This is a genomic window from Brucella sp. 22210 (assembly GCF_052045675.1).
Taxonomy (GTDB): Bacteria; Pseudomonadota; Alphaproteobacteria; order Rhizobiales; family Rhizobiaceae; genus Brucella.
Genome location: NZ_JBQEPD010000022.1, coordinates 1 through 12,048, shown reverse-complemented (window position 1 = coordinate 12,048; position 12,048 = coordinate 1). Strand labels below are relative to the sequence as shown.

Here is a 12,048-nt window from a genome sequence, read left to right as displayed (position 1 = left end):
GCATGAAGTTCCGCCAATTTGGGAAGAACATGCGATAAATATCTGTTTTAATTGATCTATACCTGCAAGATCGATGATACGAGCAATTGCGTATAAGGCGCTTGCGGGTCATCCAGCACGCGATCCGTCAGCCCTTGCTCGACAATATGACCGTCTTTCATGACCATGATGCGGTGCGACAGAAGCCGCGCTACGGCCAGATCATGTGTCACGATGATGACTGAAAGCCCCAGATCGTTGACAAGCCCGCGCAACAGATCGAGCAGACGTGCCTGCACCGAAACATCGAGACCGCCGGTCGGCTCGTCCATGAACACCAGTCGCGGTGCGGTGACGAGATTGCGAGCAATCTGCAAACGCTGGCGCATACCGCCTGAAAAAGCCCGCGGCTGGTCGTCGATACGGTCAGCGGCAATTTCCACGCGGCCAAGCCACTCGGTCGCCGTGGAGCGGATGTTGCCATAGTGGCGTTCACCCACGGCCATGAGGCGCTCACCGACATTGGCCCCAGCCGAAACCGTCATGCGCAACCCGTCAGCGGGGTTCTGGTGTACAAAACCCCAATCGGTGCGCATCAGGAAACGGCGCTCGGCCTCACCGATCTTGTACAGATCGCGGAATTCGCCATCGCGCATCCGGTATTCAACGGTTCCGGATGTCGGTTCTAGCCGGGTTGCAAGGCTGTTGAGCAGCGTCGTCTTGCCCGAGCCGGATTCACCGACAATGGCCAGAACTTCGCCGGGCCAAAGATTGAAGGAGATATCCTCGCAACCACGACGGCTGCCATAGAATTTCGAAAGGCTGTTCACTCTCAGCAGAGGTTCGTCACTCATCTTACCGTTTCCTTGGCTGCAGCCTCGTTATTGGCGGCCAGATGACCGAAATGGCCTTTTGCCTGACGGTCTTCGCAGTAGTCGGTGTCCGAGCACACGAACATCGAGCCGCCGCGATCATCCAGCACAACTTCATCCAGATAGACGCCCCTCGCACCGCAGAGTGCACAAGGTTCCTTGAACTTCTGCACTTCAAACGGATGATCCTCGAAATCGAGGCTCACGACCTGCGTGTAGGGCGGAACCGCGTAGATGCGCTTTTCGCGACCTGCGCCGAACAGCTGCAAGGCAGGCGACATATGCATTTTCGGATTGTCGAATTTCGGCGTCGGCGATGGCGCCATCACGTAGCGCCCTTCGATCATCACCGGATAATCATAGGTCTTGGCGATCTGACCGTGACGCGCAATGTCTTCATAAAGCTTCACATGCATGAGGCCATATTCGGCGAGCGCGTGCATCTTGCGCGTTTCCGTCTCGCGGGGTTCCAGAAAGCGCAGTGGTTCCGGGATCGGCACCTGATAGACGATCACCTGCCCCTCTGTCAGCGGGTATTCCGGAATACGGTGGCGCGTCTGGATGATCGTCGCCTCGCCGGTGCTGGTCGTCACAGCCACATCGGCGGTCTTCTGGAAAAACGCCCGGATCGAAACGGCATTGGTGGTGTCGTCTGCGCCCTGATCGATGACCTTCAGCACGTCGTCCGGCCCAAGAATGGAAGCCGTCACCTGCACGCCGCCCGTGCCCCAGCCATAAGGCATCGGCATTTCGCGGCTGGCAAAAGGCACCTGATAACCAGGCACCGCAATGGCCTTCAATATGGCGCGGCGGATCATTCGCTTGGTCTGTTCGTCCAGATAGGCGAAATTGTAATTGGCCAGATCGCTCATTCTGCGGCCTCCTTCGCTTGGCCTTCCACTGTGCCTTCAGCCTCGCGCTGCGTTTTCTCATATTCCGCACGCATGTTGCGGATGAGTTCGAGTTCAGCCTGGAAGTCGACGTAATGCGGCAGTTTCAGATGCTCGACGAAGCCGGTCGACTGCACATTGTCCGAGTGAGAAATGACAAATTCCTCGTCCTGTGCGGGCGCGGTCACGTCTGTATCGAATTCACGAACCCGCAAGGCGCGGTCACAAAGCGACATGGACATGGCCTTGCGCTCACTCTGGCCGAACACCAGACCGTAACCGCGTGTGAATTGCGGCGGCTGCTTTGCCGAACCCTTGAACTGGTTGATCATCTGGCATTCGGTCAATTGCACCCGGCCAAGCGAGACAGCAAAGCCCAGCTCAGGCACGTCGAATTCGACCTCCACTTCACCAATGCGGATTTCGCCGACGAAAGGATGCGTGTTGCCATAGCCGCGCTGGGTGGAATAGCCGAGTGCGAGAAGGAAGCCTTCATCGCCGCGCGCCAGCGCCTGCAAGCGCAGATCGCGTTCCATCGGGAATGTCCACGGCTCGCGTGTCAGATCGCCCGGCTCGTGGCCTTCCGGCAGAAAACCATCGTCCTCGATCATGCCGTTCACGCCGAGAATATCGGTGACGCGGGGCGTCTCTTCCTTCTCGGTTTCACGTGCTTCAGGCTCTGGCACTGCAACGTCGCCCGCCAGATCCGGATCGAGAAGACGGTGGGTGTAGTCGAAAGTCGGACCAAGCAACTGGCCGCCCGGAAGATCCTTATAGGTCGCAGAGATGCGTCGTTCGATCAGCATCTGCCCGGTTTCCATCGGGCGGGAATAGCCAAAGCGCGGCAATGTGGTGCGATAAGCACGCACGAGGAAAATGGCCTCGATCAGATCGCCTCGCGACTGGCGCACGGCAAGCGCAGCCAGCTCGCGATCATAGAGCGAACCTTCCGCCATCACGCGATCAACGGCCAGCGCAAGCTGTTCGACAATCTGATCCAGACGCAGTGCAGGCACCGCACGATCACCCCGGCGGCGATCATCGAGAAGCCGGTGGGCGTTACGGATGGCTGTTTCGCCACCCTTTACGGCAACATACATGTTCAGCCCTCCAGTTTGGTTATGCGCGTGGTGCGCGGAAATGCGAGGACAGCACCGTCACTCACCAGAACCAGATCGATGCCCAGCGGAAATTGCGCGCCGTTGTCGCGCCATTGCGCAACGAAGTCCTGCGGAAGACCATCGATGCGAACTTCCCGCTCACCGTCGATGCCGGGTCCTTTCAGAACGAGGCCCTGCCCGCTTTCAAAGGACTTGACCGCCAGAACCACCGTCGTCGAGCGATCGGGAAACTCCGGGAGCCCTTGCGAGAATTCTGCCAATGCTGGCAACAGCGAAGCATCGGTAACCAGTGCGAATTGCGCGGAAGCCGAGCCGTCCGCCTGCGGCGCGCCCGTTTGGAAGGTCAGCCAGGCTGTGGCGTCTGCATTGGCTGTAATGGCGCGGTCACACCAGACGGTGGCGTCGTGGTCGAGCAAGGTGGCAGCGATGACACCCAGTTCCGGTGTCAGCGGCAGCGGCGGCATGGCCGCACGCGCCAGAGCATAAACGCGGCCCGGATTGGCCATCGCATGCATGACTGCGTGAAATGCCGATTGGGCATCCGTGACCGGATTAGCGAGACCGCCTTCAAAGGCCGGAGATGAATGGGGTGAAGAATGAAGCATCAATTGTCTCCCCGAACCATGGTGAAGAAGTCAACTTTGGTAGCAGCGGCTTCGCTGCGCAGCTTTGCGTCGGCCTGCGCCAGCCGGTTGCGCAAGACGCCGAGGACCTGACTTTCCACCGCGTCGCGGCGCTCTTCGTCGATCCAGAGCGCATCGAACAGAGCGGCCAGCCGCGCCTTTTCCTGATCGCGACCGAGCGCATAGGAATGCCCGACCGAACCATCAGCCAGACGCACCGTGGCGCGGGTCACCGTCGCCTCACCAACATTGAACGGCGCGCCGCCGCCGCCGATACGGCCGCGCAGCATCACCAGTCCGGTTTCCGGACCACGGAGAATTTCGAAATCGGGCTTGTCCGACCATTCCTGCCAGAAGGCCTTCAGCTCGTCGCCGCTCGCCTGCGCAAGTGTTGCCATGCTGGCCTGACGTGCGGCCTGCATCGCATCAAGCGCCATACCGTTTCCGGACTTGTCATTGCTGGCCGAGGCGTGGATCCCACCGGCGGCAGTGCCATTGCCTGCCTTGGGCTCTGTCGTTTGCATGAGCTTTTCCGCCCTGTTTCAATCCTGTTGACTTGCTTCGCATATTTGTCTATTTATCTAGACAACCATACAATAACAGAATTATTACCCCCTGCCAATGACAGGACGATGACAGTTGATGACAAAGACCAAACGAATTGAACGAAACAGCGGCGTGGCGATCTGGCGGCAGATTGCCGACGAAATACGCGGCGACATCATGGCCGGAAAACTTCAGTCCGGTGCACGTTTGCCTGCCGAGATGGAACTGGCGGATCGCTTCGGTGTCAACCGTCATACGGTACGCAGCGCCATCGCGGCACTGACACAGGAAGGTGTTCTCCGTGCTGAACAGGGCCGCGGCACATTTGTCGCCAATGCCAAGCGCCTGACGTACCAGATCGGGCAGCGCACCCGTATTTCTCAATCGCTGGGCACGCAGGCCAGCGAAGTCAAAGGCATATTGCTCAGTAGCAGCACAGAAGTGGCTAGCGCTGACATAGCGGACGCCTTGGGCATCGCTGTCGGCAGCGAAGTCACAAAACTTGAAACCGCGCATAGTGCGGATGGGCGGCCGGTATCGCGGGCAACGCATTGGGTGGATACGGCGCGTTTTCCCGATTTTGCCGCCGACTATGCTGAAAATGGATCCATTACCTGGGCGCTCCGGAAGGCAGGTATCGAGGATTATTTCCGTAAATCGACAACCATATCGGCCCAACATGCTGATTCAGATGATCTGAAACATCTAAAGCTTTCACCTGGGGCCATTGTGCTGATGGCACGTGCCATCAATGTCGACACAGATGGTCACCCAATCCAATATTCGCTGACCCGCTTTTCTGCTGACCGTATGGAATTTTCAATCGAGACTTACTAATCGAATAAAATCAAAATAGTATTATTAATCAGAAAGATAACACGAATACATAATGTTCTGATTTAAAAGACAATCAAGCCAAAATGAAACGGGCGCTTAAAGCGCCCGTTAAATTCATCAAAATGGAATTTCATCGTCGAGATCGCGGGAGAAACCGCCGCCACCGCCGCCGCCCGAAGAAGACGGGCCGGACGAACCGAAATCACCGCCGCCGGAATAATCCGACATCTGGTTGCGCCCACCACCGCTGCTGCCACGGTCAAACGAACGGCCCTGATCGCCGCCTTCGCCACGGCTGTCGAGCATCTGAAGTTCACCACGGAACTTCTGCAACACAACTTCCGTCGAATAACGCTCGTTGCCGTTCTGGTCCTGCCACTTGCGGGTCTGGAGCGCGCCTTCGATATAAACCTTGGCGCCTTTTTTCAGATACTGTTCTGCGACCTTGGCAAGGTTTTCGTTGAAAATGACAACGCTGTGCCATTCGGTGCGGTCCTTGCGTTCGCCAGACTGACGATCGCGCCAGCTTTCCGATGTCGCAATACGCAGATTGGCAACCACATCGCCTGAGTTCAGACGACGAATTTCCGGATCGGCACCGAGATTGCCGACCAGAATGACCTTATTGACGCTACCAGCCATCGAAAATCCACTCCGGGTCTCATTCGCGTCTCTTCGGATATTTCTACCCCGGCAAGAGCGCTTACAAAAAGAAGGATCAGGCGCATGAATTGCGCCATCACCTGAAACTCATTCATTTACCTTACAGGACTGACGCGTGGAGCGCTCAATTCCCGTACAGCGAAATGTAAATGTCCACAGAGTTTATGTTCTTGTTTTGTTCAAAATGCAAGCATTTTGCATCATCAAAAACTGTTCCTCTCCCAATTTTCAGAAAACTGTGCGGGTAAATTTATGCGGCTTTCTGAGCTTTAAAACCACTCATTGGTCCAGCCGAACTCCAACAACCTTGCACCGGTCATCTCAACAAGAAAAAGCCCCGCCGCTCACTGTTTCTTTGGCGCGCGGGGCTTGGGGTTTGAGCAAAGCTCATATGTCGGCATTAATTCGTCGACAAAATCTTTCGGAACTCGAAGGCGCGCGGCCATTCGTTTTCCGCGCATATATAAATTGTCGGCAATCGAACTTCTTATCAACGATGCATGGTTCCTTACGAAAGAATGCATCCGCGACCAAGATCGACTGTGCTTTCATCTGTGTGAAAGCTAGGCAGTGTAGTCAGGTGGACTCATGCTCCTTTACCTCCCTACCGGATTTTCCCGCTTCCTGCGAACCTCTTGCCGATATCGCGTCATCCCTCCGCAATACCTCTCCGCTAGCAGCGAGTAACCAAAGTGTGCTCCTGTCAGGAGTGACAGTCAACGCTCTTGCGTTCACATTTCGTATCGCCTATCAGAAGGCTGGTTGTTCGATATTTGTTCCGGTGCTACAAGAGCGCAAATTAGGATGACCTAACCCCTTCTTCTTTGGAGGGCGTCGCCCCATATTACGGGATTGGCGCGGCAGCATCAGAGCCGAAGCCAGTCTATCCATGGCATCACGAAGCAGGCAGGACGCGGAATGAGCGATCAGAAATTCATTTCCATACGTGGCGCGCGCGAGCACAATTTAAAAAATGTCGATCTGGATTTGCCACGCGACAAGCTGATCGTCATGACGGGCCTTTCCGGCTCGGGCAAGTCGTCGCTTGCCTTCGACACCATCTATGCAGAAGGCCAGCGCCGCTACGTGGAAAGCCTCTCGGCCTATGCGCGCCAGTTTCTGGAAATGATGCAGAAGCCGGATGTGGACCAGATCGACGGTCTGTCGCCTGCCATTTCCATCGAACAGAAGACGACGAGCCGCAATCCGCGCTCGACTGTCGGCACTGTTACGGAAATCTACGACTATATGCGCCTTCTTTTCGCGCGTGTCGGTGTGCCCTATTCGCCAGCGACTGGTCTCCCTATCGAAAGCCAGACCGTCAGCCAGATGGTTGATCGCATCATCGCGCTGGAAGAAGGTACGCGTCTGTACATTCTGGCGCCGATCGTGCGCGGGCGTAAGGGCGAGTACAAGAAGGAACTGGCGGAGCTTCTCAAGAAGGGTTTTCAGCGCGTCAAGGTTGACGGCACGTTCTATGAGATTGCCGATGCTCCGGCACTCGACAAGAAATACAAGCACGATATCGATGTGGTGGTGGACCGCGTCGTCGTGCGCCCCGACCTCACCTCACGCCTTGCGGACAGTCTCGAAACCTGTCTGAAGCTCGCCGAAGGTCTCGCTATCGCAGAATTCGCCGACAAGCCGTTGCCGCCCGAAGAAACGGCGGAAGGTGGTGCAGCCAACAAGTCGGCCAACGAGACCCACGAACGCATTCTGTTCTCTGAAAAATTCGCCTGCCCTGTTTCCGGCTTCACCATTCCGGAAATCGAGCCGCGTCTTTTCTCGTTCAACAATCCCTTTGGCGCCTGCCCAACCTGCGACGGTCTGGGTACGCAGCAAGCCATCGATCCGAACCTGATTGTTCCCGATGAAAGCGCTGCGTTGAAAGACGGAGCGATTGCGCCTTGGGCGCGGTCGTCCTCACCTTATTACAATCAGACGCTGGAAGCGCTGGGCAAGGCCTATGGTTTCAAGGTCGGCACCCGCTGGTCTGATCTGTCCAAGGAATCGCAGCGCGCCATTCTTTACGGCACGGACGGCAAGGAAATCACCTTCCAGTATGACGACGGCCTGCGTTCTTATCAGACCACAAAGCCTTTTGAAGGCGTCATTCCCAATCTCGAGCGCCGCTGGAAGGAAACTGATTCTGCGTGGTCGCGTGAAGAGATTGAACGTTTCATGTCTTCGACGCCCTGCCCGGCTTGCAACGGCTATCGCCTGAAGCCGGAAGCGCTGGCCGTGAAAATCGGTATGAAGCATATCGGCGAAATCACCGAAATGTCGATCCGCAAGGCTGATGCCTGGTTCCGCGACGTCGATGGCAGCTTCAACGACAAGCAGCGGGAAATTGCAGCGCGTATCCTCAAGGAAATCCGCGAGCGCCTGCAGTTCCTCAATGATGTCGGCCTCGATTATCTGACATTGGCGCGTAATTCAGGCACGCTATCGGGTGGTGAAAGCCAGCGTATCCGCCTCGCCTCCCAGATCGGATCGGGCCTGACGGGCGTTCTTTACGTGTTGGACGAGCCGTCCATTGGCCTGCATCAGCGCGATAATGCCCGCCTGCTGGACACGCTTCGTCATCTGCGCGATCTCGGCAATACGGTCATCGTGGTGGAGCATGACGAAGACGCCATCCTGACAGCGGACTATGTGGTCGATATTGGTCCGGCTGCCGGTGTCCATGGCGGCAAGGTAATTGCGCAAGGCACGCCAAAAGACGTGATGTCGAATACCAACTCGCTGACCGGCAAATATCTGTCGGGCGTCATGGAAGTCGCCGTTCCATCGGAGCGCCGCAAGATTTCCAAGACCAAGCGCATTCGCGTTGTTGGTGCACGCGGCAACAATCTGAAAAATGTCTCGGCGGATATTCCGCTGGGCACTTTCACTGCTGTGACAGGCGTTTCGGGCGGCGGCAAGTCCACCTTCCTGATCGAAACCCTGTTCAAGGCTGCTTCGCGCCGCATCATGGGATCCCGCGAGCATCCGGCGGAACATGATCGCATCGAGGGGCTGGAGTTCCTCGACAAGGTGATCGATATCGACCAGTCGCCGATTGGACGCACGCCGCGCTCCAATCCGGCAACCTATACCGGCGCTTTCACGCCGATCCGCGATTGGTTCGCTGGCCTGCCGGAAGCCAAGGCGCGTGGCTATCAGCCGGGTCGCTTCTCCTTCAACGTGAAGGGTGGACGCTGCGAGGCCTGTCAGGGCGACGGTGTTATCAAGATCGAAATGCACTTCCTGCCGGACGTGTATGTGACCTGCGATGTCTGCCACGGCAAACGCTACAATCGTGAAACGCTGGAAGTGCTGTTCAAGGGCAAGTCCATCGCCGATGTGCTGGATATGACCGTTGAAGAAGGCGCGGAGTTCTTCTCTGCTGTGCCTGCCGTGCGCGACAAGCTGGAAACACTCGTCAAGGTTGGCCTCGGCTATATCAAGGTCGGGCAACAGGCGACGACGCTTTCGGGCGGTGAAGCACAGCGTGTGAAGCTCGCGAAGGAACTGTCGCGTCGCGCAACCGGACGCACGCTCTATATCCTCGACGAGCCAACCACCGGCCTGCATTTCCATGACGTAGCGAAGCTCCTGGAAGTGCTGCATGAGTTGGTCGAACAGGGCAATACGGTGGTGGTGATTGAGCACAATCTCGAAGTGATCAAGACTGCCGACTGGGTAATCGATCTTGGCCCTGAAGGCGGTGACGGCGGCGGTGAGATCGTTGCCGTGGGACGTCCGGAAGATATCGTGAAGGAAAAGCGCTCTTATACCGGCCATTTCCTCAAAGAGCTGCTGGAGCGACGCCCCAAGCGGAACTCAGAGGCTGCGGAGTAAGCGCAGCTCACAGTGAAGATATGAAAAAAGCCGGGTCTAGCGCCCGGCTTTTTTCATAGGTCCTCCGACGCGGAAGTATCCAAATTTCGGTCTTTCCGATCAGATTTAAGCCAACTACGCTCGATCCTGTTTGACAGATCATCCAAAACGACGCCGAAATCCGAGATCGCAAAATACAACGTAAGCGCTGTTTTCAGGCCACGGCTTTGAGATCGTGCGTTGCGGCATAGGCCCAAGGCAGCAGGTCGTCGATCTGGCTATTTGGATGATTGTTGACGATCTTGGTGAGGACGTCTGAGAGATAGGCCAGTGGCTCGACATTGTTGAGCTTTGCCGTCTCGATGAGCGAGGCGATAGTCGCCCAGTGTTCGGCCCCGGCGTCAGAACCGGCAAATAGCGCATTTTTGCGATTGAGGGCAATTGGCCTGATTGACCGTTCGACGACGTTGGAATCGATCTCGATCCGGCCATCGTCGATGAAGCGGGTCAAGCCGTCCCAGCGTGACAAGGCATAGCGGATTGCTTCGGCGAGTTTTGTCTTCTGGCTGATGTAGCCGAGTTGTTCACGCAGCCAGGGAGCGAGGCTGTCGGTAATCGGACGACTTTTTTCCTGACGGGCGACACGACGCTCCTCGTGGGGCCGGCCACGTATCTCTTCTTCGATCCTGTAAAGTTCGCCGATGCGTCGCAGCGCCTCGCTGGCGATGGGTGCCGGACCAGCGGCAGCAAGCTCATAGAAGCGGCGTCGAACGTGGGACCAGCAGAAGGCCAGCGACACGGTGTTCTTTGCCGCGAGCGGGCGATATCCACTGTAGCCGTCTACCTGCAGGATGCCGACGAAGCCGTCGAGATGGGCCATCGGTCGTTCGCCTTTGCGATCTGGCGCATAGACATAGGTGACACCGGGCGGGTCATCGCCCTGCCACGGCCGGTCATCTCGTGCATAAGCCCAAAGCTGGCCGGTCTTGGTTTTGCCACGTCCCGGATCGAGCACCGGGGCCGTCGTCTCGTCGGCGAAGAGCTTGGACGATGACTTCAGATGATCGAGCAGCCGCTGATGGACCGGGCGTAGATGCCAGGCGGCGCGACCGACCCAGTCGGCGAGCGTCGAACGGTCGAGGTCGATGCCCTGACGCTTGTAGATTTGCGCCTGGCGATACAGCGGCAGGTGGTCAGCATATTTAGATACCAGCACCTGGGCGACGGTTGCCTCTGTCGGGATGCCGCCCTCGATCAGCCTTGCCGGGGCCGGAGCCTGGACAACGACTTCTTCACAGGCCCGGCAGGCATACTTCGGGCGGCGCAGCACGAGCACCCGGAATTGGGCGGGCACAAGATCGAGCTTCTCGCTGACATCCTCGCCGATCCGATGCAGGTCGTTGCGGCAGCAGGGGCAGGCATGGTTATCGATATCGACCACGATCTCGACGCGCGGCAGATGCGCTGGCAGTGAACCCCGGTTCGTACGCCGTTTAGCGACCTGCGCCTGGCGCAGAGCAGTCGAGCCTTGTTCCTTCTCTTCCAGCCCGGCAGCCTCGATCTGTTCGGCCTCTTCAAGCCCAAGCAGAAGCTGGTCCTCTGGAAGCGTCTCTGCCCGTCGACCAAAGCGGTGACGCTGTAATTCCTTGATGATCTGCCGCAGGCGGGCATTCTCCGCCTCACGCGAAAGCACCATTGCTTTCAGCGCGTTCAGGTCATCCGGAAGCTCGTCTGCCGTCATCGTCATGGATCGAGAACAGCATATTTTGCCGCTCGGAGCGAGACGCTGAATGGCTCTGATTCAATTGGTCGCGCCCGTTATCCGGCCTTTATCGGCGTGCGCGTTTCGCTCGGCGCATGCACGCGTTTCCAGTCCAATCCTTCGAACAGAGCCGAGAACTGGGCGGCCGTCAGATGCATCACACCGTCTTGCATTCGAGGCCAATGGAACTCGCCATCCTCGATCCGCTTGGCGACCAGGCACACGCCGCTGCCGTCCCAGAAGATCAGCTTGATCCGGTCCGTTCGTTTGGCCCGGAATACGTAGATCGTGCCCGAGAACGGGTCGGCACCCATCTGGGCCTTTACCAATGCCGCCAATCCTTCAGCACCTTTGCGGAAGTCGACAGGCTTGGTGGCGATCATCACTTTTACCGCACCGGACGGGCCAATCACGACTGAGCCTTCAACGCCTGGATGACGGCGGCAATGGTTGCAGCATCGGTGCCAGAGGCAATACGCAGCCAGGCTCCATCAATCCGCAATTCAATGGCCGCCTCCGGAGAAGTTCTTCTTGGCAAACGTGCTTGCCGCGCCCTCTTCGGTTCCGAATTCTCGGGCGACACGACGACTGCTGGTGCAAACATTGGTGCTTGCTCCGGCACCGACAACACATCAAGCGGCTTTCGGGCGAGCCGTCGCCATGTGAACAACTGCTGCGGCGTCAATCCATGCCGCCGCGCCACAGAGCACACCGTGACGCCAGGCTCGCAACTCTCCGCAATGATCTGCGCCTTCTGATCGTCGCTCCATTCGCGACGACGGCCATTGCCTGTGAACACCTCAAACCGGCGTATCGGCTCATCCTTGGATTTAAGCGTAAGTTCTGAAATCGACATATGTCCTAGCCCTCTTTCGAGGTTGAACATCAATGATCAAGCGATGATCCGGAAGGTGGGGTCAGGACAGCGCTTAC

Annotated in this window: 11 protein-coding genes and 1 pseudogene; 3 read left to right on the top strand and 9 right to left on the bottom strand. The window is 57.5% G+C overall.

Annotated features, from left to right (window positions below; translation table 11 throughout):
* Positions 1 to 56: 56 nt before the first annotated feature.
* The 5 genes from phnK to phnG are packed head-to-tail and all read right to left on the bottom strand — an operon-like array spanning position 57 to position 3,922.
* The gene (phnK, locus tag ACTJKP_RS20305; protein ID WP_440631942.1) at positions 57 to 833 is read right to left on the bottom strand and encodes a phosphonate C-P lyase system protein PhnK; all 777 of its coding nucleotides are present in this window, start codon (positions 831 to 833) and stop codon (positions 57 to 59) included.
* Positions 830 to 1,723: an alpha-D-ribose 1-methylphosphonate 5-phosphate C-P-lyase PhnJ gene (locus tag ACTJKP_RS20300; protein ID WP_078338606.1), complete on the bottom strand. Its 894-nt coding sequence runs from the start codon at positions 1,721 to 1,723 to the stop codon at positions 830 to 832. Before ACTJKP_RS20300 ends, phnK begins: the two co-directional genes overlap by 4 nt.
* The gene (locus ACTJKP_RS20295; protein ID WP_440631941.1) at positions 1,720 to 2,841 is read right to left on the bottom strand and encodes a carbon-phosphorus lyase complex subunit PhnI; all 1,122 of its coding nucleotides are present in this window, start codon (positions 2,839 to 2,841) and stop codon (positions 1,720 to 1,722) included. The genes ACTJKP_RS20300 and ACTJKP_RS20295 overlap by 4 nt, the downstream gene beginning before the upstream one ends.
* A gap of 2 nt (positions 2,842 to 2,843) precedes the next feature.
* On the bottom strand, positions 2,844 to 3,467 hold the full coding sequence (gene phnH / locus ACTJKP_RS20290) for a phosphonate C-P lyase system protein PhnH (RefSeq protein WP_440631940.1): 624 nt from the start codon (positions 3,465 to 3,467) through the stop codon (positions 2,844 to 2,846).
* Entirely contained in the window at positions 3,467 to 3,922 is a 456-nt protein-coding gene (gene phnG, locus ACTJKP_RS20285; RefSeq protein WP_440631976.1) for a phosphonate C-P lyase system protein PhnG, read from the bottom strand. The genes phnH and phnG overlap by 1 nt, the downstream gene beginning before the upstream one ends.
* Positions 3,923 to 4,124: 202 nt before the next feature.
* Here phnG and phnF point away from each other — a divergent pair, with 202 nt between their 5' ends.
* On the top strand, positions 4,125 to 4,868 hold the full coding sequence (gene phnF / locus ACTJKP_RS20280) for a phosphonate metabolism transcriptional regulator PhnF (protein ID WP_440631939.1): 744 nt from the start codon (positions 4,125 to 4,127) through the stop codon (positions 4,866 to 4,868).
* Positions 4,869 to 4,985: 117 nt separating this feature from the next.
* On the opposite strand, the gene ssb is transcribed toward phnF, so the two are convergent.
* Entirely contained in the window at positions 4,986 to 5,510 is a 525-nt protein-coding gene (gene ssb, locus ACTJKP_RS20275; protein WP_078338601.1) for a single-stranded DNA-binding protein, read from the bottom strand.
* A gap of 632 nt (positions 5,511 to 6,142) precedes the next feature.
* Here ssb and ACTJKP_RS20270 point away from each other — a divergent pair.
* A pseudogene (locus ACTJKP_RS20270) lies at positions 6,143 to 6,339 on the top strand (hypothetical protein).
* A 110-nt stretch (positions 6,340 to 6,449) separates the two neighbouring features.
* Positions 6,450 to 9,374, top strand: a complete 2,925-nt coding sequence (gene uvrA, locus ACTJKP_RS20265; protein ID WP_440631938.1) for an excinuclease ABC subunit UvrA — start codon at positions 6,450 to 6,452, stop codon at positions 9,372 to 9,374.
* Between the two features lie 193 nt (positions 9,375 to 9,567).
* Here the strand turns inward: uvrA and tnpC are convergent, their stop codons facing one another.
* The 3 genes from tnpC to tnpA form a co-directional block, all read right to left on the bottom strand.
* Positions 9,568 to 11,100: an IS66 family transposase gene (gene tnpC / locus ACTJKP_RS20260; RefSeq protein WP_121539677.1), complete on the bottom strand. Its 1,533-nt coding sequence runs from the start codon at positions 11,098 to 11,100 to the stop codon at positions 9,568 to 9,570.
* Positions 11,101 to 11,171: 71 nt separating this feature from the next.
* Positions 11,172 to 11,528, bottom strand: a complete 357-nt coding sequence (gene tnpB / locus ACTJKP_RS20255) for an IS66 family insertion sequence element accessory protein TnpB (protein ID WP_109366349.1) — start codon at positions 11,526 to 11,528, stop codon at positions 11,172 to 11,174.
* Positions 11,525 to 11,971: an IS66-like element accessory protein TnpA gene (gene tnpA / locus ACTJKP_RS20250; protein ID WP_181375986.1), complete on the bottom strand. Its 447-nt coding sequence runs from the start codon at positions 11,969 to 11,971 to the stop codon at positions 11,525 to 11,527. The genes tnpB and tnpA overlap by 4 nt, the downstream gene beginning before the upstream one ends.
* Positions 11,972 to 12,048: the final 77 nt, after the last annotated feature.